The sequence below is a fragment of the Confluentibacter lentus genome (assembly GCF_002806995.1).
Lineage (GTDB): Bacteria > Bacteroidota > Bacteroidia > Flavobacteriales > Flavobacteriaceae > Confluentibacter > Confluentibacter lentus.
The window spans coordinates 16,854-42,716 of sequence record NZ_NIHE01000006.1 but is presented as its reverse complement, the minus strand read 5'-3'; the positions used below and the strand labels follow the sequence as shown (position 1 = coordinate 42,716).

Below are 25,863 nucleotides of genomic sequence, written 5' to 3'. Positions count from 1 at the left end.
GTGACTATGTTAAATATCGAAATAGTTTGGCAAAACTAACTATTTTTGTTATGTTCAACATAAAAATAATGCTTGAAATGTGAAAAATATAATCTACTTAAAAAGAAAAATGCCATTAATAGCAGTTTTCACATTGCTATTAGCTGTGGCATCATGCGGTTCATACCAATATGTTGGTGTGGACAATGATGGCATTTATGGCGAAACTCCACGAACTATTTCTCAAAATGATGAAACTGTCGTCGTTCAAAATAATTCTAATGATTACTATAAAAATTATTTTAAAAGCAAGGCTTTAGAATATGAAAGTGTAAACAATGAGGGTACTATTTTCACTGACATTGATTCTTACCAAAGCAATAATTATGAAAATGATTCTATAAATAACAATTACCAAGGATATGGCGGTTGGGGACAAACCAACAGTCAAGTAACCATTAATGTGCAACCGAGCTTTGGCTGGGGTGGTTTTGGCATGTGGAACAGGCCTTTCTATGGCGGTTTTTACGGCAACCGTTGGAACAATTGGGGTGGTTTTTATGATCCTTTTTATGGTGGTTTCTATGGCAATCGCTGGAATAATTGGGGATTCTATGATCCCTTTTATGGTGGATTCTATGGCGGCTTTTATGGTGGCTGGTATAACCCTGGATTTTATGTGTTTAATGGATACAATAACTTTTACGGAGGCGCATATTATGGTAGAAACAATGTGTCTTATAGTGCCAGCAGACGAAATAGCTATCCATCAAATAACATAGGTACCAGAAGTTCCTCTTACAACAATAATGGCACCACATCTAGATATAATAGTTCTTATAGAAGAAGTAGTACTGTTAGTCCATATAGTTCAACAAATCGTAGTAGCAATTCACAATCAACTATATACAATAATTCGTCAAGAAGGAATAGTAGCAATACAACATCTTCTCCATCTTCTAATAACAATTCTACCCAATATAGAAGAAGCGACAGTAATAGCTCCAGCAATAATTCAGGAAATTATTCTAGATCTACTAATAGTGGCAGCAGTAACTCAGGCTCATTCTCTAGGTCTTCTGGAGGTGGTAGTTCAGGCAGCTCAGGCGGTTCGTCAGGTGGTGGTAGAAGACGATAATATTAAAAAATATAAAATTCACATATGAAAAAGCTACAATTCCTATTCATAGGCTTAATGTCTGCGACCACAATATACGCACAAGACATCTCCGATGCTGTGAGATATTCACAAAGTGAAATTCAAGGAACCGCTCGTTTTAGAGCCTTAAGTGGTGCGTTTGGAGCATTAGGAGGTGATATGAGTGCCATAAGCATCAACCCTGCCGGTTCGGCTATTTTTTCGCAAAGCCATGCCTCATTTTCCCTTTCGAATTTAAGCACAAAAAATGATACCCAATATTTTAATGGGTTTACCTCTATTTCTGAAACGGACTTTGATATCAATCAAGGTGGCGTGTCCTTTGTATTTGCAAATAATAATTCCAATTCTCCTTGGAAGAAATTCACAATTGGTGTGGCTTATGACAAAACAAATAACTATGATGATACGTGGAATGCCGTTGGCACAAACACAAATAACCAATCCATTGATTTTTACTTTTTAAATTATGCCAATGGAGTGAGATTGGGAGACATTTCATTAATAGGTAATGAATCTATAACCGATGCTTATGCCGATATTGGCGATGTGTTTGGTTTTGGTCATCAACAAGCCTTTTTAGGTTATCAATCCTATATTCTTGAACCAGATGTAGATGACGATAACAATACCTCTTATACTTCAAATCTTGCCAATGGTACTTTTGACCATGATTATTATTATACAGCTACAGGATTAAATGGCAAAATTGCTTTCAATATGGCGGCGCAATACGGAGACAATCTATATTTAGGTGTAAATTTGAATTCCCACTTTATAAATTATAACCGTACAACGTCTTTATATGAGGATAATTCTAATAACAACTCATTGGTAAATAATATAGAATTTGGAAACACCTTATCAACTACAGGTAATGGATTTTCGTTTCAGTTAGGCGGTATATTAAAATTAACCAACGAATTTAGAGTTGGTTTAACCTACGATTCACCAACATGGTACAGCATTTCGGAAGAAACAACTCAATATTTATTTACTGATGGAGATTTTGGTCCCAAAACCATCAACCCTCAAATCGTAAACATCTATCCAGATTACAGATTACAAACACCTGCAAAAATAACGGGTAGTTTGGCGTATGTTTTTGGCACGCAAGGTTTAATCAGTTTTGATTATTCAGTAAAAGATTATAGCACTACTAAATTTAAACCTGCAGGTGATTTTACTGGTTTAAATAGTGATGTAGCCAATGTGTTAACATCGGCATCAACTTACAGAATTGGTGGTGAATACAAGGTAAAACAATTGAGCTTTAGAGGCGGTTACCGCTTTGAGGAAAGTCCTTATGTAAACGGTTTTACGGTTGGTGATTTAACTGGCTACTCATTAGGTTTAGGTTACAACTTTGGAAACACCAAATTGGATTTAACTTTTGATACTTTTGAAAGAAACTCTGAAACGCCATTATACAATGTTGGCTTGACAGATACAGCTAATATTCTGAATAAAAATTCAAATGTAACGCTATCGTTAGCTTTCAATATTTAACACATTTTCAACTTATATTTAAAAAGCCTAAACCCAAAAGTTCAGGCTTTTTCGTTTTATAAATGACTTTAAATCTCCCATTAATTTACAGCAGGATTAATTGTTTGTTAATACAAAACATAACAAATCGGAATTACTTATCTTTGCTGACTAAAAATTAGTTTTTTGAACACATGAAAATTGAGAAAAACATTGAGGATTTTGATGCTTTGGGTGAAGATCATATTGGAACCTCATCGAATACACCTATGAGACAGGATGCTTTTAAACTTTCTGTTGAAGAAAAAATAGAAATCATTAAAGACGATGTTCGCCATATTATGGAAACGTTGGGATTGGACTTAACAGACGATAGTTTAAACGGCACGCCAAACAGAGTTGCCAAAATGTTTGTAAAAGAATTGTTTGGCGGATTGGACCCAAAGAAAAAACCAAGTGCTTCTACTTTCGAAAACAAATACAAATACGGCGAAATGTTGGTTGAAAAAAACATTACTGTGTATTCTACTTGCGAGCACCATTTGTTGCCAATCGTTGGTAAAGCACACATTGCTTATATTTCTAGCGGACGCGTTGTTGGACTTTCCAAAATGAACCGCATTGTAGATTATTACGCTAAACGTCCGCAAGTACAAGAACGTTTAACCATACAAGTTGTTAAAGAACTTCAAGAAGTTTTAGATACTCAAGATGTAGCTTGCGTTATTGATGCCAAACATTTATGCGTAAATTCTAGAGGCATAAGGGATGTGGAAAGTAGCACCGTAACATCAGAATTCGGCGGAAAATTCAAGGAAGAAGCCACACGCAGGGAATTTTTAGATTATATAAAACTTGACACTAAGTTCTAATGTTTGTTGTTGAGTTTATTTACTAACTAAACAACTCAACGACTAAACAACTCAACGACTAAACAACTAACAACAATGCATCTTTTTCAGCATCAAAAACTAGAGATATACAATTCACTTTCAGGAAAAAAAGAATCTTTCAAGCCTATAAATGAAGGTCATGTGGGCATGTATGTGTGTGGGCCGACCGTTTACAGCAATGTGCATTTAGGGAATGTGAGAACATTTATGTCTTTTGATATGATTTTTAGATATCTGAAACATCTTGGCTATAAAGTGCGTTATGTTAGAAATATTACCGATGCGGGGCATTTGGAAAATGATGCCGATGCCGGTGAAGATAAAATAACCAAAAAAGCACGTTTAGAACAAATTGAACCTATGGAAATCGTGCAACGTTACACCGTTGATTTTCATAACATTTTAAACACCTTCAATTTTTTGCCACCGAGTATTGAACCAACGGCGACTGGTCATATTATTGAACAAATCGAACTTATTAAAAGCATCATCGACAACGGCTTTGCTTATGTAGCCAATGGCTCTGTGTATTTTGATGTTCATAAATACAATGAAACCAACGATTACGGCATATTGAGCAAACGAAAATTAGACGATTTAATTCATAATACCCGTGAATTGGACGGACAATCCGACAAAAAAAATCCACAAGATTTTGCCCTTTGGAAAAAAGCCGAACCACAACACATCATGCGTTGGCCGTCACCTTGGAGCGATGGATTCCCTGGTTGGCATTTGGAATGTACAGCCATGAGCACAAAATATTTAGGCGATCATTTTGATATTCATGGTGGTGGCATGGACTTGAAATTTCCACATCATGAATGTGAAATTGCCCAAAACCAAGCTGCTAAAGGTCAGTCACCCGTAAATTATTGGATGCATGCCAATATGTTGCAATTAAACGGACAACGTATGTCGAAATCCACTGGAAACATTGTGAATCCAGATGAATTATTATCTGGAAATAATAACTTTTTCAGTAAAGCATTTGCGCCAAGTGTCATCCGATTTTTTAACGCCCAAGCCCATTATAGAAGTGTTCTCGATTTAACGGATGATGGTTTATTATCAAGCGAAAAAGGCTTTTACAGATTAATGGATGCCATTAATTTGTTGGATGAATTAAAAGCTTCGGAAACATCTACAATTGATGTAAAATCATGGAAACAATCGTGTTATGATGCCATGAATGATGATTTCAATTCCCCTATTTTAATTGCGAATTTGTTTGAAGCGGTTAAATATATCAATCAACTTAAAGAAGGTTCGCAAACATTAAATTCAGAGGATTTATTGCTTTTAAAAGAAACCTTAAATGCTTTTGCTTTTGATGTTTTAGGTTTAAAAAACGTGACTAAAACCGATTCTGGAACGGATAAATTATCAGCGGCTGTAGATATTCTAATCAAATTAAGACAAGACGCCAGAGCTAATAAAGATTTTGCACTATCTGATAAAATCCGTGATGAATTGGCTGAAGCTGGTATTCAGTTGAAGGATGGGAAGGAAGGAACTACTTTTTCTTTGTCGTAATGTTGTGGATTTGTTTAATCGTGTAATTGTTTAACTGTCTTGTACATTTCGACTTGACAACAAGCTATAACAACTGGCATTAAAATTTGTTATTTAGTTGTAAAACCGTTCGATATACTTTCGTTTAAACGATTAAACTATTGAAATGAAAAAATTATTAATCGCTCCGTTTCTGTTCTTAATTAAAATCTACCAAACCATTATATCGCCATTAACGCCTGCAACCTGCCGCTACCAACCCACTTGCTCGCACTACAGTAAAGAAGCTTTACAAAAACATGGCTTGTTTAAAGGTGGTTGGTTAGCCATAAAACGTGTTTTTAGTTGCCATCCTTGGGGCGGTTCGGGTTATGATCCTGTGCCTTAACGTTGCAAACCGTCATTGCGAACGAAGTGAAGCAATCTCATGATGTAGAACTAAATTCAACCGTCATTGCGAGGCACGAAGCAATCTCATGATGCAGAACCAAATTAAACAGATTGCTTCGTCGTGCCTCCTCGCAATGACGTTTTCTTGACTCTATAAAAAATTTCAATTATATTCGTTTTACAACAATGCGACTATTATGAACGACACCAGCCACCACGACGCGCGTATAGCAAACATGACCTTTGCCTCAGTCTACCCTCATTACGTCACTAAGGTGGAAAAGAAAGGCAGAACGAAAGACGAGTTACATCAAGTCATTTCGTGGCTGACAGGTTATGACGAGAAAAAACTCCAAGAACTCATAGATAAAAAAGTAACCTTTGAACAATTTTTTAAGGAAGCTAATTTAAATCCAAACGCGCAACTGATTACTGGTGTTATATGTGGCTATCGTGTTGAAGAAATTCAAAACTCATTAACACAACAGGTAAGGTATTTAGATAAGTTAGTAGATGAATTGGCAAAGGGACGGAAGATGGAGAAGATATTGCGGGGTTCTTAAAATTATTTGCTTTCTGTAGTTCTTTTGATTTCTAATTATTATTTTGATTTTGTGAGAAAAAATGTCGAACTTCGTTTAAATATCGATATAGATAATTAAAACAATCCATCTCTTAAAGTTACCACACATTTGAAAAAATACGCAGACATAATATTAATAAATCTAATTTCAATGATAATTGGTATTGGATTTTTTTATTTGACCAAAGAGAGAGTTGAAGTTTTAGGAGCTATTATTGCTACTGGAATTTCACTATCGCTTGGAATTAGACAGTACAAAACTGAAAATGATAAATTATTCAAAGAACTATTTACAGAATTCAATACTAAATATGATAAAACATTCAATAATGCTTTAGAAGAAATAATTGAGAAATCAGAGCAAAATGAAAAATATCAACTCACACCTGAAAATGAAAAGTTAATAATAGATTATTTGAATTTTTGCGCAGAGGAATATCTTTGGAGAACAATGGGAAGAATCCCTAAAGAAGTTTGGAATTCTTGGGAAAATGGCATGGTATTTTTTCTAAACAACCCTGTTATAAATAAGGTTGTTTTGAAACAAAAAAGACAAAAAAATTCTTATTATGGTCTTTTTGAAAAAATCGAAAATAGAATAAAAATATGAATACTGAAATAGGTATTGCACTTATAATTGGGATTACAATTGGAACAACCAGTTTGATATGGAAATCTGAAAATTTCACTTATTCGCAAAAAGTGTTTTTAACAATTTGTTTTCTTTTTCCGCCTCTTCAATGGATTTTAGCTATTTTAATTTACTTTTTTAATACCACAAAAAACTCATCTTCAAACAATTACAAATATCAACACAAAACCGAAAAATCGAAAATTTCAATTAATGAACAAAAACAAAGTATTCAAATTCTTAAAGATAAAGGAGTATTAACAGAAACCGAGTATCAAGAAAAGATTAATATAATAGAAGAGCAGATAATTATTGACAAAATACACAAATCGACTGAATACCAAAATTTAAAAAATATTTATGAAAGTGAATTATTAACTAAAGAACAATTTGACGAAAAAGTAAACAAACTTATAGCTAACTACAAAGAGTATTACCCAATTTTTGGAGAAAACAATTATCCTGAATTCACTTGGGAATTATTCCAAAACATGAAAATTAACAAGAAAATAAATCCATACAATTATCAAAATTCTGACTTACTTGGAAAATGGAAATTTAAAAATGGACAATTATTTTTATATAATGAAAACGGATTAAACAAACTAAAAGTTACTTGGTTAAATAATGTTAACAGATATGGAGAATGGGATTTATCAAATAATCTATTGAATGTAAAATTAAATAAATCACTTGGCTTTGATAAAGAGTTCTTTCATATTGACGAATTAGGCTCGCATATTTTTGTTTATTTCGTCAACGATAAAAAATATACTTGTATCAAAGATTTATCTGAATATAAAAACGTTTGGTAACACCATGAAAAAATAATTCCTTGGTTCTAGACTTTTCAAAAATCCAGTAAATTTTTATCTGATTTATTCAATTTTTAATAACAAAAAAACTACTTTTTATCAGGAATCCCCTTCAAAATCTCCAACACAAATTCCCAATATTTTTGTACCGATGAAATTTGTGCACGTTCATCTGGGGAGTGGGCGCCTTTAATGTTGGGGCCAAAACTAATCATATCCATATTGGGGTAGTTTTTACCTAAAATGCCACATTCCAATCCGGCATGGCAAGCCGCTACATGGGGTTTTTCGCCATTTAAATCTTCATAGAGTTTGGTCATGACTTTTAATATGGGCGAATCCATATTGGGTGTCCACCCCGGATAATCACCCGAAAACGTGACTTCACAACCCGTTAACTCAAAACAAGCGCGCAACGAATTTGCCAAATCCATTTTAGCCGTTTCCACCGAAGACCGTGTGAGACAATCCACTTTAATAGTTCCGTTTTTAATAACCACTTTGGCAATATTATTAGAGGTTTCCACCAAATTAGGAATATCAGCACTCATGCTGTAAACACCATTTTGAGCCGCGTACAAGGCTCTGGTAAAACCTTCTTGAATTCCTAAATCCATAATCATTTTGGGCGTTTCACATTTAGAAACACTGATTTCTAAATGGGGCTCCATCGTCTTAAACTCCGTTTTAATCGTGTCTGCCAAAGCGGCCATTTCCCATAAAAAAACTGCTTCATGAATGGCATCAATCGCAACAATAGCTTGACTTTCTCTTGGAATGGCATTTCGTAAACTCCCGCCTTCCATTTCCGAAATCCGTAATCCAAAATTCTCAAAACCGTCAAATAACAAACGGTTCATGATTTTATTGGCATTGCCCAAACCTTCATGGATTTGCATCCCCGAGTGCCCGCCCTGCAAACCTTTCACGGTGATTTTAAACCCGATTTTAAATTCAGGGGTTTCTTCTTCCTGATACTCGCGTGTTGCCGTGACATCCAAACCGCCAGCACACCCCACACCTATTTCATTATCTTCCTCCGTATCTAAATTCAATAAAATACCGCCAGTCAATAAACCACCTTGCAATCCCATAGCACCTGTCATGCCTGTTTCCTCATCGATAGTAAATAAGGCTTCAATAGCTGGATGCGGGATCTCTTTACTTTCTAATAGAGCCATAATGGTGGCAACGCCCAAACCATTATCCGCTCCCAAAGTCGTGCCTTTCGCCCGTACCCAATCGCCATCAACATACATATCAATCCCTTGCGTGTCAAAGTCGAAAACCGTATCACTATTTTTTTGGTGCACCATATCCAAATGCGATTGCATCACAATGGTAGTTCTATTCTCCATGCCTTTGGTCGCCGGTTTTTTTATAATGACATTTCCAACGGCATCTTCGATGGTTTCCAATCCCAACGACTTTCCGAAATCTTTCATGAACGCAATCACACGCGCTTCTTTTTTAGAGGCTCTGGGGATGGCATTTAAATCTGCGAATTTATTCCAAAGGGATTTTGGTTGAAGGTTTCTTATTTCTGAATTCATTAAGTTATTTTTAAAGTAGAACAAAGTTAGCAAAAATACACTGATTCTGGCTTTTACTCCTGATTGAAACGGCATCCTTTTAATTGTGGATTCCTGCCTACGCAGGAATGACAAAATTAAAAGATATAGTGAAAAGCAGGTAGAAACCTAAATAAATGGTCGACTACAATTGGGTACAAATTTTTATCTATTTTTGAAGCATGCTTAAAGACAAAAAAACCATACTGGCACTGTCCCTAATTCCGCAGTATATCATTATAAAGTGGTTGTCGCGGTACCCTGAGTTTATTGAACAGTATTATAGTAATGGTTTTTACCAATTGGTGTCTAAAATATTCAGACACACCCTTGGTTGGATACCGTTTTCTTTTGGCGATTTGGTTTATGGTTTGGCTATTATTTATGGCTTAAGATGGCTTTTTATAAATAGAAAACGATTAAGATTAGACACCAAACAATGGTTTATAGACGTGTTTTCGGCAGTAGCTATATGTTATTTTGCCTTTCATGTATTGTGGGGCATGAACTATCACCGCTTGCCACTACACAAAAACCTAAATTTGGAAGCGGATTATACCACTGAACAATTGATTGTAGTCACCAAAAAATTAATTGCAAAGTCGAATGCCCTATTTGTTGAAATCAAAAAAAACGACACAACAAAAATCGACCTACCTTATAGTAAATCTGAAATTTTAGAATTGGCTCCATTGGGTTATGATAATTTAAAACAAACATTTCCTCATTTGGAATACCATCCTGAAAGTGTAAAAAAATCATTGTACAGTTATCCTCTGACTTATATGGGTTTTAGTGGTTATTTAAATCCGTTTACCAATGAAGCACAGGTTGACGGTTTGATTCCCGCATACTTATTCCCAACGACAACCACGCATGAAATCGCCCACCAATTAGGTTATGCCGCCGAAAACGAAGCTAATTTTATTGGCTGCTTAGCCGCTATAAACCATGATGATATGTACTTTAAATATTGTGGTTATACCTTTGCTTTGCGTTTCTGCTTGAATGAAATTAATAATCGTGACAAAGATTTATTTGATGGTTTTTTGAAAACCATAAATCCGGGTATTTTAGATAATTACAAAGAATCCCGTGAGTTTTGGGAAGCACATGATAATCCGTTAGAGCCGTTTTTTAAAGGATTTTATAGTAATTTCTTAAAAGCCAACAATCAAGCCAAAGGCATGGAAAGTTACAGTTATGTGGTGGCACTTTTGGTTAATTATTTTGAAAAAGAATCTGATTTAATTTACAATGAATAAACAAATTAGCAGTACACAAAATCCATATATCAAACAGTTAATTCAGCTAAAAGATAAGTCGCGCGAACGTAAAAAAAGCGGTTTGTTTTTAATTGAAGGTGAACGCGAAATCATGCTGGCATTAAAAGGTGGGTATGAGTTGGAAACTGTGTTGTTTAATCCAGAAATCATCAGTTCTGAACAACTAAAAAACTTAACAACTAAACAGCTAAACACTATCGAAATTACCACAGAGGTCTATCAAAAATTAGCCTATCGCGACACCACCGAAGGCGTTTTAGCCGTTGCAAAAAGCAAAGAACATAATCTAACTGAACTGACATTTAAAACTAAAAATCCATTAATTTTAGTAGCCGAAGCTCCCGAAAAACCAGGAAACATCGGTGCGCTTTTAAGAACTGCCGATGCGGCCCGAGTGGATGCTGTTATTATAGCCAACCCAAAAACGGATTTGTATAATCCGAATATCATCCGCTCCAGTGTTGGTTGTGTGTTTACAAATCCCATAGCCACAGGTACAACTTCGGAAATTATTGAGTTTCTAAAATCAAAAGACATAAACATTTATTGCGCTGCTTTGCAGGCTTCAGTGAATTATGACACACAAGATTTCACCAAACCAACCGCTATTGTTGTCGGAACAGAAGCAACAGGTTTGTGTGATGAGTGGTTAAATAACGCCACGCAAAATATCATCATTCCCATGGAAGGCGACATCGATTCCATGAATGTGTCGGTCGCTGCAGGCATTCTTATTTTTGAGGTGAAGAGACAGAGGAGGAAATGATTAGTAATGTCTAATTAGTAATGTGCAATTAATAATGAATGATTAGTAATTAATAATGAACAATTAATGATACTTAAAGAAAATTTAATAGCAACCAAAACCTATGCATTAGCACTTAGTATCATTAAATTAAATAGGATATTGATTGCTAAAAATGAATATGTTCTTTCAAAGCAGATTTTAAGATCAGGGACTTCGATTGGGGCAAATGTTGAAGAAGCTATAGGCGGCATTTCAAAAAAAGATTTTCGAGCTAAAATGTCCATTTCTTATAAAGAAGCTAGAGAAACACACTATTGGTTAAGGCTCCTTAAAGATTCCGACTATATTTCTAATGAAGAATTCATAGAACTAGAAAATGAACTTAACAGCATCCTAAAAATACTTTTCAAAATAATTCAATCATCAAAAGATTAATCACACATTATTAATCATTCATTATTAATTACTCATCATCTATTATGACCTCAATAACACTATTCTACATCATCATCGCCATAATCTTAGTCAACTTTATAGTTGATAAGATTTTAGATGCTTTAAATGCCAAACATTTTAACGACACCCTTCCAAAGGATCTAGAAGATGTTTATGATGAAACAGAATACAAAAAATCACAGAACTACAAGGCCACAAATTACCGATTCGGACTCATCACTTCCACATTTTCGTTGGTGTTAACCCTCGCTTTTTTGTTTTTTGACGGTTTTGAATTTGTTGACGATATCGCTAGGGGCTTTAGTGATAATTCAATCGTGATCGCTTTGATTTTCTTCGGAATCATTATGATAGGTAGTGATATCTTAACAACCCCTTTTTCGTATTACAGCACGTTTGTCATTGAAGAAAAATTCGGTTTCAACAAAACAACCAAAGCCACTTTTTTTCTAGACAAACTCAAAGGTTGGCTCATGATGGCTATTGTCGGTGGCGGCATTTTAGCCTTAATTATTTGGTTTTACCAATCTACCGGAACCTATTTTTGGTTGTATGCCTGGGGTTTAGTTGCGGTATTTGTATTATTTATGAATATGTTTTATTCCAAACTGATTGTACCGTTGTTCAACAAACAAAAACCATTGGAAGCTGGAAGTTTAAGAGATAAAATATCCGACTATGCCCAAACCGTTGGTTTTAAATTGGACAAAATTTTTGTGATTGACGGCTCAAAACGTAGCACCAAAGCCAATGCGTATTTTTCGGGATTTGGAAGTGAAAAACGTGTAACACTTTATGATACGTTGATTAATGATTTAGAGGAAGAAGAAATTGTGGCTGTTCTGGCACATGAAGTGGGACATTATAAAAAGAAGCACATCATTTTTAATCTGTTTGCTTCCATTTTAATGACGGGACTCATGCTTTATATTTTATCACTGTTTATATCAAACCCTATATTGTCAAATGCATTAGGTGTTCAAATACCTAGCTTTCATATTGGATTAATTGCGTTTGGATTGTTGTATGCACCAATTTCTGAAATTACAGGATTAATTATGAATCTGTTTTCCAGAAAATTTGAATACCAAGCGGACGATTATGCCAAAAACACCTATAAATCTGAACCATTAATTACATCATTAAAAAAACTATCCAAAAATAGTTTGAGCAATTTAACACCACACCCGGCGTATGTTTTTATGCATTATTCGCATCCTACGTTGTTGGAACGGATTAATAATTTGAGGAAATAGATTTCAAGAAAAACCTAATAAAATTCATTTCAAAAATAAAACCTTCACTAAAAGAACATTTTTCCATCTTTTAACTCAAAATTTTTATGACTTATTATTGTAAATAGAGAATTACTTGAAATATGAATAAATTCCATGCCATCTGGAGTTTTTTCAATATCACCACAATTATCATCAATAGAATTGATGGTAGAATTTATTTGGTTATCGATTATCTTTACTTCTTCTTTTATAACATGCAAATTCATATTCTCATCAAATAGCTTTACACCTTGAACAGTTGCAATTCTTATCATATTATCATTTAATAATACATCTTCATCAATATTACTGTAAAATAACACAACTCTTAAAAAGTGTTTTTCTTGAGGCCAACCTAACCAGTTAATTAATGAAGCTTTACCTGTTACTTTGATTGGCGGTATAGAACTATTACCCCACTTATGAAATTCAATAACTAAACCAATATACAAGCCAGATTCCAAAAAAGCAGGTCCTGTTATTTTAACATATTTACCCGAGAATTGTTTTACATGAAATTCCCCCGAAGCATGCAGAGAAAAATGAGTCTCATTACCATGTTCTGGTATTAAATTCAAAAAAACATCACCATTTTTGGATGTATTTAGTCTCCAGATACTGCTACCAGGTTTTTCAGAGGTACCGAAGCCAAATCGTAAAGTATCTTTTTTTTCCATTTAATTAATTGCTCAATATTTTCAGCAAAATACATAATACTAAAAGTATAGTAATATATTTATAAAGTAAGCATGAATTTCAAAATTTAGATAATTATAAATAAGTTTTTACTTATGATAAAAAGATTGCTTCGTCGTTCCTCCTTCACAATGAACGTTAAAAAGATACAGCGGAAACATGTTAAAACGCACCAATAATTAAAAAATCAAAAATCGTCAATCAAAAATCGTCAATCCCAAATAATAGTGTATCTTTGCCACTTGAAACTCAAAAAAATAATATTTGAGTTAAATTCCTCAGAGTGAGGATGTGTTACAAGAAGGTTAAGTTAAGTATGTCGATTCGCTTCTTATGTAACACCACATAATAAAATCGAATACTTATACACGAATGAACACATTCCAAGATTTAGGTCTTAATGAAGACCTTTTGCATGCTATTACCGATTTAGGGTTTGTAACCCCTAGTGATGTACAAAGCAAAGCCATCCCAATTTTACTGGAAAAAGAAACCGATTTAGTCGCTTTGGCGCAAACAGGAACTGGTAAAACAGCTGCGTTTGGTTTTCCTATGTTGCAAAAAATAGATATTGAAAGTAGAACTACTCAAGGTTTAATTTTATCACCAACCCGCGAACTTTGTTTGCAAATCACCAACGAAATGAAACAATATGGTAAGTACTGCAAAGGACTTAACGTAGTAGCCGTTTATGGTGGTTCTAGTATTACAGACCAAGCTAGGGACATAAAAAAAGGCGCTCAAATTATTGTGGCAACACCTGGACGCATGAAAGATATGATTAGCAGAAGATTAGTGGATATTTCCGCAATACAATATGCTGTTTTAGATGAAGCTGACGAAATGCTTAACATGGGCTTTTACGAAGATATTACCGATATTTTATCGCATACCCCTCAAGATAAATGTACTTGGTTATTTTCGGCAACCATGCCAAGAGAAGTCTCTGTGATTGCCAAAAAATTCATGGATAATCCTGAGGAAATTACAGTTGGAAATAAAAATGAAAGCACCACTCAAGTATCCCACGAATATTATTTGATAAATTCTAGAGATCGTTATGATGCCTTAAAACGTTTGGCTGATGCGAATCCTGATATTTTTTCTGTGGTATTTTGTAGAACGAAACGTGATACCCAAAAAGTAGCGGAACAACTTATTGAAGATGGTTATAGTGCTGGTGCCCTGCATGGCGATTTGAGTCAGAACCAAAGAGATTTGGTCATGAATTCGTTTCGTAAAAACCAAATTCAAATGCTGGTAGCGACCGATGTTGCCGCTCGTGGTATTGATGTAGATGATATTACACACGTTATAAACTACCAATTGCCAGATGAAATCGAAACCTACACGCACCGTTCTGGACGTACTGGTCGTGCCGGAAAAACAGGTGTTTCCATGGTTATTGTTTCTAAAAGTGAAGTACGTAAAATAAAAACCATTGAGCGCATCATTAAAAGAGACTTTATAAAGAAAGAGATTCCAGAAGGTATGGAAATTTGCGAGAAACAATTAATGTCGCTTGCCAATAAAATCCATAACACTGAAATCAATCATGAAATTGATAAATATTTAACCAACATCAACGAATTATTTGCTGATACTACTAAAGACGAATTAATCAAGAAATTCTTCTCTGTAGAGTTCACACGCTTCTATAATTACTATAAAAAATCCAAAAACCTGAATGTTTCTGAAGGCAGAAGTGACGATCGTGAAGAAAGAAGAGAAGGTGGCAGGGAACGTAGTCGTGATTTTGGCGGAAGTGCATCCGATTCTACACGCTATTTTATTAATGTGGGTAGCAAAGATGGTTACGACTGGATGAGTTTAAAAGACTTTTTAAAAGATGTTTTAGAACTTGGAAGGGATGATGTTTTTAAAGTGGAAGTAAAAGAAAGTTTTTCATTCTTTAATACCGAAAAGGAATTAAAGGATAAAGTACTGGCTTTTTTCACCGACTTTAAACACAATGATAGATTTGTAAATGTTGAAGTCTCTGAAAACCGTGGTGGCGGTGGCGGCGGAAGACGCGATGACAGAAGCCGTGGCGGAAGACGTGACGATAAACGTGGTGGTGAAAGACGTTCTGCTCCAAGAGGTGATTTTGGAAATAGAGGTGACAGACGAAGTGATGATGCCTCAAGACCAAGACGTTCTGGTGGCGATTTTAAATCTGGTAATTCTGGCCCTAACAGAGCTGCAAGACGTTCTGGAAGTGACTCAAAGCCAAGCGAATCCAATATAGAAAGACCAAGACGTTCAAGACGTTAATCAACACTATTTGTTAATTTTAAGTCAAAATAAAATTCTAAAATCTATAATTAAGGTTTAGTTTAGTATTTTTATGACTAAATTAGAATTAACCTATTATATAACATGAGGCAATACCTTTTACTTTTTTCATTATTATTGTCTTCAGTTTTTTGTTTTTCACAAGAAGAGGAAGGAAGAGTAAAAGGTGTTGTTGTTGATGCTTCCAACGACAAAATTTTAGAGAGCGTAAACATCGTAAACCTCAACAAGGTTATTGGTACAAGTACCAATAGTAATGGTGAGTTTGAAATTCCCGCTAAAGTAAATGATACGTTGCACTTCTCTTATTTAGGTTTCAAATCCATAAAAGTGCGTGTTACTAACGACTGGTTAAAGTATAGCGATGCTAGCACTACCACCATAAAACTGACCGAACTAGCCCTAGCTCTTGAGGAAGTGGTTGTAAACCAATTAAAATTAACAGGGTATTTGGAGGTTGACATCAAACAAGTTCCTGCTATGAACACCAATTACCGTTACAGCATTTCTGGGCTACCAAGTACAGGTTATGAGGCCGGAAGACAATCTACCATAAATAAAGTATTAGGTTCTATTTTTAATCCCGCCGATTTTTTACATCGCATGTTTGGCAAAAAACCAAATGAATTGCGAAAGCTGAAAAAGATGAAGGAAGATGATGAAATTAGAAATCTGCTCGCCTCACGCTTTGACCGTGAAATGTTGACTGTTTTACTACAAGTCAATAAAGTGGATTTAGACGAAATCGTCAGTCAGTGCAACTACTCCAAAGGGTTTATACAAACGGCAAACGACCTTCAAATACTGGATGCCATAAGCGAGTGCTATGAAGAATACAAAGTACTTAACAGGGATAGAGAAGGTAAATTGTAATAGTCGCTACTAAATTCCCTCCAAAAAAAAGTAATCTCAACATCTAACACATATAACGTTTGGTTTACCTGTGTTAAACTTTGTTAATAGTAATCTTTTTATTACATGGATTCTATACATTTGATTAAAGCCATCAAAATCCAACAGTGTAATGAAAAGCACTATTTACCTGCTTCTTTTATTTTTATTGCCATTAACTATGAATTCCCAAAATATAAAGGGCGTCATTTATGATGCAGAATCCAAACTAAAAGATATAAAAGTTACCAATCTTTCAAAAAAAATAGCAACCTATTCCGATGATGCGGGCAACTTCTCAATAAACGCTTCTGTTAACGACACACTCGTTTTTTATTCCTTGTTTTATGAACAAAAAAAGCAAGTCATAACCAAACTCGATTTTGAAAACAAAATGATTATTGAATTAAAAAAAATAATGAATAATCTGGATGAAGTTGTTGTAAATGATCATTCAAAAAAAAAAGTGTTTGACGCAGAAGAATATACAACGGATTTAAAAGTACAAATTACTGAAGATATTAAAAATAATCCGCATTTATATGGACAGGCTCCAAGTTATGGTTTAGATTTTATTGGGATTGCTTCACTCATTGTCAAACTTTTCAAAAAGGATAAAGTCAAACCTGATGTTATAGAACCCATTAATTACAAACAACTCGATTCCTTGTTCTCTAAGGACAAATTTTTAAATGACACATTTTTAGTGAATGAGTTAAAAATACCTTTGGAATATAAGCCCTTATTCTTCGAATATTGTGAAGCCCAAAACATGAACGGCACTTTTTTAAATGATGCTAATAGCATGTTTTTGTTAGAGGAATTATTCAAACACAGTAAAGCTTTTAAAACCTTTTTATCTGATTACGAACAGGGAAAAATAAAAGAATAAATAGTTTAATTCTTGTCCTCCAACAACGGCACAAAACGAAATTCACCAAATTCATGCTGTTCAAATTCTTTGATGTCCTTTCTAATAATCAAAGTCATAATTTGTGTAGGTTCCCCAACAGGAATCACCAACCTACCGCCTATTTTTAACTGACTCAACAAAGGTTTTGGTACAAAAGGTGCGCCAGCGGTGACAATAATACTATCGAAAGGAGATTCTTCAGGCAGACCTTTATAACCATCACCAAAAACCAATTTTTTGGGGCGATAGCCTATTTTAGGTAAAAACAAACTCGTTTTTTTAAACAACTCTTGTTGGCGCTCTATACTGTAAACCCGGGCGCCAAGTTCGCATAAAACAGCGGCTTGATAGCCACTACCTGTACCTATTTCAAGAATTTTATCATCTTTTTTAACTTGAAGTAATTCCGTTTGGAATGCTACGGTGTAAGGTTGGGAAATGGTTTGGTCGGCCGCAATCGGGAATGCCATATCCTTATAAGCATAATCTAAAAACCCAGAATCCATAAATAAATGCCGGGGCACATTTCCTATGGCTTTCAAAACATTTGCATCCGTTATTCCCTTGCCTTTTAAAACAGTAACTAATTGCTGTCGTAATCCTTTATGCTTAAATGTATCTTTCAAAAGTTGCGTCATTTCTCAATGCTAAAATTAGTCAAACATTTTTAAGCTTAAAACTATTTAAACAGAATTTATTTTTAATAATTTGTGATTAAAATTTAGCTGCGTTATACCAAAATCATGTGTTAATTATGCTATTTTTGTTTAAAACGAATAAATTATGCTAAAAGTTGGAGTACTTGGCGCAGGTCATCTTGGGAAAATTCATTTAAGACTCTTAAAACAATCCGAAAAATTCAATCTTGTTGGTTTTTATGATGCGGATGAAGCTAACGGCAAAAGGGTGGAAACTGAATTCGGTTATAAATTCTTTAATTCTATTGAAACGCTTATTGACGCCGTAGATGTCGTGGATATTGTAACTCCTACCCTTTCTCATTACGAATGTGCCAAACAAGCCGTTATAAAAGGCAAACATATTTTTATTGAAAAACCCATTACCAATACGGTTGAAGAAGCCGAAGAAATAAGAGCGTTGGTAGCCTTGCACAATGTAAAAGGACAAGTAGGCCATGTAGAACGTTTTAATCCGGCGTACTTGGCCGTAAAGGATGAAGTAAAATCGCCCATGTTTATTGAATCGCATCGCTTGGCGGAATTTAATCCAAGAGGTACCGATGTGCCTGTGGTATTGGATTTAATGATTCATGATATTGATATTATTTTAAGTACGGTTAATTCTAAAATAAAACATATTTCCGCAAGTGGCGTAGCTGTTATCAGTGACACACCCGATATTGCCAATGCACGTATTGAATTCACCAATGGCTGTGTTGCCAACTTAACTGCCAGTAGAATTTCGTTGAAAAAAATGCGTAAGATTCGCTTTTTTCAAAAGGATGCTTACATTTCGGTGGACTTTTTAACGAAGCAATGTGAAGTAGTAAAAATGAAGGACGCTCCGGAAAATCCTGGGGATTTTGATATGGTTCTTGAAAATGCCGAAGGCGTGAAAAAACAGATTTATTTTGATAATCCGCCCATACCAGAAAATAATTCCATTCTAGATGAATTGGAAAGCTTTGCTGATGCGATAAACAATAACACAAAACCTGCGGTTACGCTACATGATGGTACCGAAGCGTTGCGTGTGGCGAATCAGATTATTAATTGTTTTTGATGAAATAAACGTCATCACGAGGAGAGAAACGACGAAGTAATCACATTAAAAAAATCAATTGCCTAAGAAATCACTTTGATGAGATTTCCTCCTCGAGGAAATGAAAAAAATACTATTCAAATGAAAAACGTAGCAGTTATTGGAGCAGGTACCATGGGCAATGGTATTGCACACACCTTTGCTCAGTACGGATTTAAAGTGCAGCTTATTGATATCAGTGAGCCTGCTTTAAAAAAAGCCTTAGAAACCATTTCAAAAAATTTGGATAGAATGGTGACGAAAGAAACCATTTCCGAAGAAAAAAAAACGGAGACACTTTCAAATATTACCACATTCACTAATATTAAAGAAGGTGTTGAATACGCCAGTTTGGTGATTGAAGCAGCTACTGAAAACGTCGATTTAAAGCTTTCTATTTTTAAACAGTTGGATGGTGCTTGCCCAGATGATACCATTTTAGCCACCAATACCTCATCCATTTCCATAACGCAAATAGCATCGGTAACCACCAGACCTCACATGGTTATTGGCATGCATTTTATGAATCCAGTACCATTAATGCCCTTGGTTGAAATTATAAAAGGGTATAATACCAGTGAAGAAGTCATCAAAACCATCATGACTATTTCCAAGCAATTGGGAAAAACAGCTATTGAAGTCAACGATTTCCCTGGATTTGTCGCTAACCGTATTTTAATGCCCATGATTAACGAATCCATAGAAACACTTTATAATGGCGTTGCTGGCGTTCATGAGATTGATACCGTGATGAAACTAGGGATGGCGCACCCTATGGGATCTCTACAATTAGCAGATTTCATCGGGTTAGATATTTGCTTGTCTATCTTAAATGTGATGTATGATGGCTTTAAAAATCCGAAATATGCTCCTTGCCCCCTGTTGGTAAATATGGTAAACGCTGGTAAATTAGGCGTAAAATCTGGTGAAGGATTTTATGATTATTCTGAAAGTAAAAAAGCCGAAAAAGTATCTAAACAATTCTTGAAGTAAGTTTATTCGTTTAACCGTTTATGCGTTTAAACTTAAAAACAATTAAACAGTTAAACAATTAAACGCCTAAACAACAAAAATGTCCATAAAAGAAAGCCTCATTCAAATAAAATCCGAGTTACCATCCCATGTTACCCTTGTTGCTGTTTCCAAAACAAAACCCATAAGCGATTTAATGGAAGCCTATCATGCAGGGCAACGCATTTTTGGAGAAAATAAAATCCAAGAAATGGTTGAAAAACATGAGCAAATGCCAAAAGATATTGAGTGGCACATGATTGGTCATGTTCAGCGTAATAAAGTAAAATATATGGCACCTTTTGTAAGTTTGATACATGGCGTTGATAATTTCAAACTTTTGGAAGTGATAAACAAAGAAGCCCTAAAAAATAACCGAGTGATTGATTGTTTACTTCAAATTAAAATAGCTTCGGAAGATTCTAAATTCGGAATGGAACCGGACGAGGCTCCAAAAATGATTCAATCTAAAGCGTTTTCAGAATTAAAAAATATTAAGATTGTTGGTGTTATGGGCATGGCGACTTTTACGGATGACCTCAACCAAATAAAAAATGAGTTCACCTTGTTAAAAACCACATTTGATAGTCTTAAACCCATAGAATCTTTTAACTTTAAGCCAGAAATTATAAGCATGGGTATGAGTGGCGATTATAAACTTGCCATAGATTGTGGAAGTACTATGATACGTGTTGGAAGCAGTATTTTCGGTATTAGAAGTTAATATCTAAAAGTGAAAAGTTAATAGTTGGATGAAGGAATCAATTTTAAAAAATAAGAGTTATCATTTTGCATTACAAATTATTGAAACTTATAAATCCATTTCTTCAAACAAGAAAGAATTCACATTAAGTAGACAATTACTAAAAAGTGGCACTTCTATAGGAGCTAATATTAGGGAAGCTGAATTTGCGCAATCAAATAAAGATTTCATAAGCAAAATGAGCATAGCTCTTAAAGAATCCAGTGAAACTGAGTATTGGCTCTTGTTACTTAAAGATTCCGATTATTTAGAATCAGAAAATTTCAATAAATTAATAGACTTAAACCAAGAACTCATAAAAATGTTGGTTTCTACAATTAACACAATGAAGTTAAAACCACAGTAGTTTTAACTTTTAATTTTTAGCTTTTAACTTTTAACTAAATTTTTTGTACGCAATATTAGACATAGAAACGACTGGAGGCAAGTATAATGAAGAAGGCATCACCGAAATTGCAATCTACAAATACGATGGTCATGAAATCGTTGATCAATTCATCAGTCTAATAAATCCGGAACGTGAGATTCAACCCTTTGTAGTGAATCTTACAGGTATTAATAGTAGCATGTTGCGCAATGCACCTAAGTTTTATGAAATCGCAAAACGTGTTGTTGAAATTACCGAAGATTGCATTTTAGTCGCCCACAACGCTCAATTTGATTACCGTATTTTATGCACGGAATTTAGACGATTGGGATTTGAATTTGAACGTCCATCACTCTGTACAGTTGAATTGGCGAAAGATTTGATTCCAAATCAAGAATCGTATAGTTTAGGAAAATTGGTTAGAGCACTTGGCATTCCTGTGGCGGATAGACACAGAGCTGCTGGAGATGCTATGGCGACAGTTAAGTTATTTAAAATGTTATTGGATAAAGATTCCACAAAAAGCATCATTCAAGAATCCATTCGTTTAAACCCTAAATATCAATTAGAGCCTAGGCATATCAACATTATCGAACAAATGCCTGCTATTACTGGTGTTTATTATATGCATAAATCGGACGGTGAAATTATATATATTGGCAAAAGCAACAATATAAAAAAACGCATTAATCAACATTTTACGAATACCAATCCGAAGTCCAAAAAAATACAAATGCAAGTAGCTGCTGTCACTTATGATGCTACTGGCAGTGAATTGGTAGCTCTTTTAAAAGAAAGTGAAGAAATAAAACGCAACAACCCTATTTACAACAGAGCGTTACGCCGAAAAGTATTCACACATGCATTGTATAGTTTTGTTGATGAACATGGGTATATCAATCTTAAGATTGATATTGCAGATGGCCGTAAAAATCCTATTACCACCTTTGCAAATAGGCAAAGCGGAAAATCCTTTATGTTTAATGCCGTTGAAGAGTACCAATTATGTCAAAAACTAACGGGTATTTACAATACAAAAACGAGTTGTTTTAAATACGACATCAAGGAATGTGCTGGTGCCTGTATCCAAAAAGAAGCACCAGAAGATTATAATAAACGCGTAGAGGCCCTCATCAATAAAAATAGTTACAAAAATAAAAACATGGTGATTATTGACAGAGGTCGTGATATTGATGAACGAAGCGCCATACTCATTGAAAGCGGTGTTTTTAAAGGTTTGGGCTTTTTCAATCTGAACTATCAAATAAACAACATTGAGGTTTTGGAATCTATCATTACTAAAATGGAAAATAATAGAGATACCCAGCATATTATTCAAAGTTATTTAAGAAAGAGGAAGGATTTAAAAATTATCCATCTATAATTTTTGTAGATTTGAGTCTATAGTTTTTTATGGATACAGAAAAATCTAAATTCGATATCTTCAGGCAGAAAGTGCACATCATTATTTATGGAACAAATACCATGATGGGCAGGTTGTTTGATCTTGTGCTACTTGGGCTCATATTATTGAGTGTACTCATGGTGATGCTCGAAACCGTGGATTTTATAGATGTTAAGTACCATAATATTCTTCTTATTTGTGAATGGATTATTACTATATTTTTCACCATTGAGTATATATTACGCATCATTTCCATAAAAAAACCTTCTGAATATATTTTTAGTTTTTATGGCATTATTGATTTTATTGCCATTTTACCCATGTATTTATCATTTTTCTTAGGTGGTGCACAAATACTTTCGGTTGTTAGGGCATTAAGACTTTTGCGATTATTCAGAATACTTAATCTAGTCAGTTTTACAGGACAAGCATCCCAACTAAGATTAGCCCTTAAAACAAGCAGAGTTAAAATTTTGGTTTTCATTTATTTTGTGTTGGTGGTTTGCGTGCTTTTAGGCTCATTAATGTATGTTATTGAAGGCAAGGAAAATGGATTTACAAGTATTCCTGTGAGTATTTATTGGTGTATTGTCACTCTAACAACAGTTGGATATGGAGACATACACCCTATAACACCATTGGGGCAAGTAGTAGCATCCTTTATCATGATTTTAGGTTATGGTATTATTGCCGTTCCTACGGGTATTGTTACTGCTGAACTGGCTCAAAATAAGCGTAAAGGAAGCATCTTTTTAGTCGGAAACCGAAACCCTTGCCCTAGTTGTGGCGAACAAGACCACATGGGAAAAGCCGAATTTTGTTATAACTGCGGACATAAATTACACGATGACTAAATTTTTAATTTCCATTGTGGGGCCAACGGCCATTGGCAAAACCGCTTTAAGCATTAAACTGGCGCAACATTTTAAAACGGAGATTATTTCGGCAGATTCTAGGCAGTTTTTTAAAGACATGCATATTGGCACAGCGGCACCGAATAAAGAAGAATTAGCTGCTGCTAAGCATCATTTTATTCATCATAAATCCATTATAGATAATTACAATGTTGGTGCTTTTGAAAAAGAGGCGCTGCAATGCTTAGAGACTCTTTTTAAAACCAAAGATGTGGTTATTATTGTTGGAGGCTCCGGATTGTATGTAGATGCCATTACCAAAGGTTTGGATGATTTCCCTGAAGTTGATAGCCAAATTAGAGAAAACTTAAATGCCGATTTAGAAACCAAAGGCCTTCCTTATTTACAGGAACAATTAAAAACCTTAGATATAACATCTTATAACACGATTGCGATTGATAATCCGCATCGGGTGACTCGTGCGTTGGAAATTTGTATTGGCACCAACAAACCTTATTCCTCTTTTTTAAACAAAGAGAAAACCAAACGTGATTTTAAAACGATTACGATTGGACTCACTGCCGATAGACCCATTATTTACAACCGCATCAACCAACGAGTCGATATCATGATGCAAGCAGGTTTGTTGAAAGAAGTTGAAAGCTTGTTGCCTTACCAACATTTAAACGCTTTAAATACGGTTGGTTACAAAGAATTATTCAACTATTTAAATGGTGACTGGGATTTAGATTTTGCCATTTCTGAAATTAAAAAAAACACACGCCGTTTTGCCAAACGCCAACTCACTTGGTTTAAAAAAGATGAGAGTATTTTGTGGTTTGATTATTTGAGTGATGTTGAAGTTGTTATTAAAAGTATTGAAGTTAAAATATTCGATTGAAATTTAAGTAAATATGTAAGAAAAATTAATTAATTTCGTGCTAAACTATTAAGTAGTTTTGAATTTATCATTTAGAAGAATTTGAAAAAATGGGGTCACAAACAAAAATAAATCAATTAGTTAGTTTATATGAACAATTAAAAAATATTGATTAAAAAATTTTACAGAAAAGAGTTAGGAGAAGCATCTTTGATCGAATCAGAACCTTTAATAATAGATTTCTCAAGTAAACTTTATCTAATTTTAGAAAATGCTGAACAAGTTGGTGATTCTATTTTAGAACAAATTATAAGAATATATAATGAAATTATTCAACAAATAGGTCAAACAATCAATTATAATGATGGTCAATTTGTTTCTCAACGTCAGACAGTTTTAAATAATTTAAAATCATCAAAAGAGCAAATACTAGGTTATTGGGGACAAATTGCTGCTATAATAAATTTTAATTTAGATAATAAAACTGAATACAAACAATTAATTAAAGAATTAGAATCTGAAATTGAGAAGGGTAAGATTGTAAATCAAAAAGTTGCAGATGAACTAAAAAAACAGAATGATAAAGTACAATCTGATGCAGATGCTATTGAAGAAATAAAAAAAACTCTTCAATTTGAACTTGAAAATTTTGATAAACGCTACAAAGATTTACTTACCTCTGGAGAGTTTTTAGCCCAACAAGACATATTTAAAAAAGAGGCGGATGACCATAAAAAAATGTCTCTATATTGGCTAGGGGGAATAATTTTTTCTCTCTTATTGCTTTCATTTACATTATTTATTATTTTAAAATATTTTTGTTTTGATTTAAATTGTTTCTCAATTGAAACATTATCAAGTTATAAATCAGTTTGTGATGATTGTGGAAATCAGATATTGTGGTATGAGATTATAAAGTCATTAATCTTTAGACTTTTTATTATTAGTATATGCGTCTACATATTAGTTTTTAGTATCAAAAATTATAATGCACATATGCATAACAAAACTATAAATGCTCACAAAGAAAATTCATTTGCCGCAGCTTTAGCCCTTTTAAATAGAGCAGAAACATCAGAAGGAAAAGATAAATTAATTGTTCAAGCTGCTTTATCAATTTTTTCTCATCAAAAAACAGGTTATATTGGAAAGGAAAATGAGCCAAATAATCCTCTTTTTATTGAAAAATTGATTGATAAAATTAAATAAAATATAAAGAATTATAATTCAAGTTTA

At 34.2% G+C, this 25,863-nt stretch carries 26 protein-coding genes; 23 read left to right on the top strand and 3 right to left on the bottom strand.

Annotated features, from left to right (window positions below; genetic code table 11):
- Positions 1-109: 109 nt before the first annotated feature.
- From CDH50_RS11570 to CDH50_RS11535, 8 genes are all read left to right on the top strand, one after another.
- On the top strand, positions 110-1,117 hold the full coding sequence (locus CDH50_RS11570) for a hypothetical protein (RefSeq protein WP_232732007.1): 1,008 nt from the start codon (positions 110-112) through the stop codon (positions 1,115-1,117).
- A gap of 24 nt (positions 1,118-1,141) precedes the next feature.
- On the top strand, positions 1,142-2,647 hold the full coding sequence (locus CDH50_RS11565; protein ID WP_100612442.1) for an OmpP1/FadL family transporter: 1,506 nt from the start codon (positions 1,142-1,144) through the stop codon (positions 2,645-2,647).
- A 173-nt stretch (positions 2,648-2,820) separates the two neighbouring features.
- Positions 2,821-3,498, top strand: a complete 678-nt coding sequence (folE, locus tag CDH50_RS11560) for a GTP cyclohydrolase I FolE (RefSeq protein WP_100612441.1) — start codon at positions 2,821-2,823, stop codon at positions 3,496-3,498.
- A 75-nt stretch (positions 3,499-3,573) separates the two neighbouring features.
- A complete protein-coding gene (cysS, locus tag CDH50_RS11555; protein WP_100612440.1) occupies positions 3,574-5,055 on the top strand; it encodes a cysteine--tRNA ligase in 1,482 nt (493 codons plus the stop codon).
- A 145-nt stretch (positions 5,056-5,200) separates the two neighbouring features.
- On the top strand, positions 5,201-5,422 hold the full coding sequence (gene yidD, locus CDH50_RS11550) for a membrane protein insertion efficiency factor YidD (protein ID WP_100612439.1): 222 nt from the start codon (positions 5,201-5,203) through the stop codon (positions 5,420-5,422).
- Between the two features lie 199 nt (positions 5,423-5,621).
- Positions 5,622-5,987, top strand: a complete 366-nt coding sequence (locus tag CDH50_RS11545; RefSeq protein ID WP_100612438.1) for a DUF2200 domain-containing protein — start codon at positions 5,622-5,624, stop codon at positions 5,985-5,987.
- A gap of 129 nt (positions 5,988-6,116) precedes the next feature.
- On the top strand, positions 6,117-6,617 hold the full coding sequence (locus tag CDH50_RS11540; protein ID WP_198513490.1) for a hypothetical protein: 501 nt from the start codon (positions 6,117-6,119) through the stop codon (positions 6,615-6,617).
- Complete coding sequence (locus CDH50_RS11535) at positions 6,614-7,453, top strand: hypothetical protein (protein ID WP_100612436.1); 840 nt, start codon at positions 6,614-6,616, stop codon at positions 7,451-7,453. The genes CDH50_RS11540 and CDH50_RS11535 overlap by 4 nt, the downstream gene beginning before the upstream one ends.
- Before the next feature lie 89 nt (positions 7,454-7,542).
- On the opposite strand, the gene CDH50_RS11530 is transcribed toward CDH50_RS11535, so the two are convergent.
- Positions 7,543-9,006, bottom strand: coding sequence for an aminoacyl-histidine dipeptidase (locus tag CDH50_RS11530; protein ID WP_100612435.1), 1,464 nt, complete (start codon positions 9,004-9,006; stop codon positions 7,543-7,545).
- Between the two features lie 200 nt (positions 9,007-9,206).
- On the opposite strand from CDH50_RS11530, the gene CDH50_RS11525 reads away from it, so the two are divergent.
- The 4 genes from CDH50_RS11525 to CDH50_RS11510 all read left to right on the top strand — a co-directional run bounded on the left by CDH50_RS11525 (position 9,207) and on the right by CDH50_RS11510 (position 12,770).
- Positions 9,207-10,289 carry a DUF3810 domain-containing protein gene (locus CDH50_RS11525; protein ID WP_100612434.1) on the top strand — a complete coding sequence of 361 codons (1,083 nt, stop codon included), beginning with the start codon at positions 9,207-9,209 and terminating at the stop codon, positions 10,287-10,289.
- Positions 10,282-11,076 carry a TrmH family RNA methyltransferase gene (locus CDH50_RS11520; RefSeq protein ID WP_100612433.1) on the top strand — a complete coding sequence of 265 codons (795 nt, stop codon included), beginning with the start codon at positions 10,282-10,284 and terminating at the stop codon, positions 11,074-11,076. The genes CDH50_RS11525 and CDH50_RS11520 overlap by 8 nt, the downstream gene beginning before the upstream one ends.
- Before the next feature lie 69 nt (positions 11,077-11,145).
- Positions 11,146-11,493, top strand: coding sequence for a four helix bundle protein (locus CDH50_RS11515; RefSeq protein WP_100612573.1), 348 nt, complete (start codon positions 11,146-11,148; stop codon positions 11,491-11,493).
- A gap of 44 nt (positions 11,494-11,537) precedes the next feature.
- Positions 11,538-12,770 carry a M48 family metallopeptidase gene (locus CDH50_RS11510; protein WP_100612432.1) on the top strand — a complete coding sequence of 411 codons (1,233 nt, stop codon included), beginning with the start codon at positions 11,538-11,540 and terminating at the stop codon, positions 12,768-12,770.
- A 47-nt stretch (positions 12,771-12,817) separates the two neighbouring features.
- Here CDH50_RS11510 and CDH50_RS11505 read toward each other — a convergent pair whose 3' ends face one another.
- Positions 12,818-13,468, bottom strand: coding sequence for a hypothetical protein (locus tag CDH50_RS11505; protein ID WP_100612431.1), 651 nt, complete (start codon positions 13,466-13,468; stop codon positions 12,818-12,820).
- 391 nt (positions 13,469-13,859) lie between these two features.
- Between CDH50_RS11505 and CDH50_RS11500 the strand changes: the two genes are divergently transcribed.
- From CDH50_RS11500 to CDH50_RS11490, 3 genes are all read left to right on the top strand, one after another.
- Positions 13,860-15,761, top strand: coding sequence for a DEAD/DEAH box helicase (locus tag CDH50_RS11500; protein WP_100612430.1), 1,902 nt, complete (start codon positions 13,860-13,862; stop codon positions 15,759-15,761).
- A gap of 105 nt (positions 15,762-15,866) precedes the next feature.
- On the top strand, positions 15,867-16,655 hold the full coding sequence (locus CDH50_RS11495; RefSeq protein WP_100612429.1) for a carboxypeptidase-like regulatory domain-containing protein: 789 nt from the start codon (positions 15,867-15,869) through the stop codon (positions 16,653-16,655).
- Positions 16,656-16,806: 151 nt separating this feature from the next.
- Entirely contained in the window at positions 16,807-17,565 is a 759-nt protein-coding gene (locus CDH50_RS11490) for a carboxypeptidase-like regulatory domain-containing protein (RefSeq protein WP_100612428.1), read from the top strand.
- A 5-nt stretch (positions 17,566-17,570) separates the two neighbouring features.
- On the opposite strand, the gene CDH50_RS11485 is transcribed toward CDH50_RS11490, so the two are convergent.
- A complete protein-coding gene (locus CDH50_RS11485) occupies positions 17,571-18,212 on the bottom strand; it encodes a protein-L-isoaspartate(D-aspartate) O-methyltransferase (protein WP_100612572.1) in 642 nt (213 codons plus the stop codon).
- Between the two features lie 157 nt (positions 18,213-18,369).
- On the opposite strand from CDH50_RS11485, the gene CDH50_RS11480 reads away from it, so the two are divergent.
- The 8 genes from CDH50_RS11480 to CDH50_RS11445 all read left to right on the top strand — a co-directional run bounded on the left by CDH50_RS11480 (position 18,370) and on the right by CDH50_RS11445 (position 25,836).
- A complete protein-coding gene (locus CDH50_RS11480; protein WP_100612427.1) occupies positions 18,370-19,329 on the top strand; it encodes a Gfo/Idh/MocA family protein in 960 nt (319 codons plus the stop codon).
- 120 nt (positions 19,330-19,449) lie between these two features.
- Positions 19,450-20,340, top strand: a complete 891-nt coding sequence (locus CDH50_RS11475; RefSeq protein WP_100612571.1) for a 3-hydroxyacyl-CoA dehydrogenase family protein — start codon at positions 19,450-19,452, stop codon at positions 20,338-20,340.
- A gap of 79 nt (positions 20,341-20,419) precedes the next feature.
- On the top strand, positions 20,420-21,082 hold the full coding sequence (locus CDH50_RS11470) for a YggS family pyridoxal phosphate-dependent enzyme (protein WP_100612426.1): 663 nt from the start codon (positions 20,420-20,422) through the stop codon (positions 21,080-21,082).
- A 28-nt stretch (positions 21,083-21,110) separates the two neighbouring features.
- The gene (locus tag CDH50_RS11465; protein WP_100612425.1) at positions 21,111-21,467 is read left to right on the top strand and encodes a four helix bundle protein; all 357 of its coding nucleotides are present in this window, start codon (positions 21,111-21,113) and stop codon (positions 21,465-21,467) included.
- 43 nt (positions 21,468-21,510) lie between these two features.
- A complete protein-coding gene (locus CDH50_RS11460) occupies positions 21,511-22,872 on the top strand; it encodes an exonuclease domain-containing protein (RefSeq protein WP_100612424.1) in 1,362 nt (453 codons plus the stop codon).
- A gap of 29 nt (positions 22,873-22,901) precedes the next feature.
- Entirely contained in the window at positions 22,902-23,747 is an 846-nt protein-coding gene (locus CDH50_RS11455; protein ID WP_100612423.1) for an ion transporter, read from the top strand.
- Positions 23,740-24,648 carry a tRNA (adenosine(37)-N6)-dimethylallyltransferase MiaA gene (gene miaA, locus CDH50_RS11450; RefSeq protein WP_100612422.1) on the top strand — a complete coding sequence of 303 codons (909 nt, stop codon included), beginning with the start codon at positions 23,740-23,742 and terminating at the stop codon, positions 24,646-24,648. Before CDH50_RS11455 ends, miaA begins: the two co-directional genes overlap by 8 nt.
- A gap of 147 nt (positions 24,649-24,795) precedes the next feature.
- Entirely contained in the window at positions 24,796-25,836 is a 1,041-nt protein-coding gene (locus CDH50_RS11445; protein ID WP_100612421.1) for a hypothetical protein, read from the top strand.
- Positions 25,837-25,863: the final 27 nt, after the last annotated feature.

Excerpts from the sequence above, each read along its gene's own strand:
- CDH50_RS11570 (WP_232732007.1), top strand. The coding sequence starts at position 110 with ATGCCATTAATAGCAGTTTTCACATTGCTATTAGCTGTGGCATCATGC.
- CDH50_RS11565 (WP_100612442.1), top strand. The coding sequence starts at position 1,142 with ATGAAAAAGCTACAATTCCTATTCATAGGCTTAATGTCTGCGACCACA.
- folE (WP_100612441.1), top strand. The coding sequence starts at position 2,821 with ATGAAAATTGAGAAAAACATTGAGGATTTTGATGCTTTGGGTGAAGAT.
- cysS (WP_100612440.1), top strand. The coding sequence starts at position 3,574 with ATGCATCTTTTTCAGCATCAAAAACTAGAGATATACAATTCACTTTCA.
- yidD (WP_100612439.1), top strand. The coding sequence starts at position 5,201 with ATGAAAAAATTATTAATCGCTCCGTTTCTGTTCTTAATTAAAATCTAC.
- CDH50_RS11545 (WP_100612438.1), top strand. The coding sequence starts at position 5,622 with ATGAACGACACCAGCCACCACGACGCGCGTATAGCAAACATGACCTTT.
- CDH50_RS11535 (WP_100612436.1), top strand. The coding sequence starts at position 6,614 with ATGAATACTGAAATAGGTATTGCACTTATAATTGGGATTACAATTGGA.
- CDH50_RS11530 (WP_100612435.1), bottom strand. The coding sequence starts at position 9,006 with ATGAATTCAGAAATAAGAAACCTTCAACCAAAATCCCTTTGGAATAAA.
- CDH50_RS11525 (WP_100612434.1), top strand. The coding sequence starts at position 9,207 with ATGCTTAAAGACAAAAAAACCATACTGGCACTGTCCCTAATTCCGCAG.
- CDH50_RS11520 (WP_100612433.1), top strand. The coding sequence starts at position 10,282 with ATGAATAAACAAATTAGCAGTACACAAAATCCATATATCAAACAGTTA.
- CDH50_RS11510 (WP_100612432.1), top strand. The coding sequence starts at position 11,538 with ATGACCTCAATAACACTATTCTACATCATCATCGCCATAATCTTAGTC.
- CDH50_RS11505 (WP_100612431.1), bottom strand. The coding sequence starts at position 13,468 with ATGGAAAAAAAAGATACTTTACGATTTGGCTTCGGTACCTCTGAAAAA.
- CDH50_RS11500 (WP_100612430.1), top strand. The coding sequence starts at position 13,860 with ATGAACACATTCCAAGATTTAGGTCTTAATGAAGACCTTTTGCATGCT.
- CDH50_RS11495 (WP_100612429.1), top strand. The coding sequence starts at position 15,867 with ATGAGGCAATACCTTTTACTTTTTTCATTATTATTGTCTTCAGTTTTT.
- CDH50_RS11490 (WP_100612428.1), top strand. The coding sequence starts at position 16,807 with ATGAAAAGCACTATTTACCTGCTTCTTTTATTTTTATTGCCATTAACT.
- CDH50_RS11480 (WP_100612427.1), top strand. The coding sequence starts at position 18,370 with ATGCTAAAAGTTGGAGTACTTGGCGCAGGTCATCTTGGGAAAATTCAT.
- CDH50_RS11475 (WP_100612571.1), top strand. The coding sequence starts at position 19,450 with ATGAAAAACGTAGCAGTTATTGGAGCAGGTACCATGGGCAATGGTATT.
- CDH50_RS11470 (WP_100612426.1), top strand. The coding sequence starts at position 20,420 with ATGTCCATAAAAGAAAGCCTCATTCAAATAAAATCCGAGTTACCATCC.
- CDH50_RS11465 (WP_100612425.1), top strand. The coding sequence starts at position 21,111 with ATGAAGGAATCAATTTTAAAAAATAAGAGTTATCATTTTGCATTACAA.
- CDH50_RS11455 (WP_100612423.1), top strand. The coding sequence starts at position 22,902 with ATGGATACAGAAAAATCTAAATTCGATATCTTCAGGCAGAAAGTGCAC.
- miaA (WP_100612422.1), top strand. The coding sequence starts at position 23,740 with ATGACTAAATTTTTAATTTCCATTGTGGGGCCAACGGCCATTGGCAAA.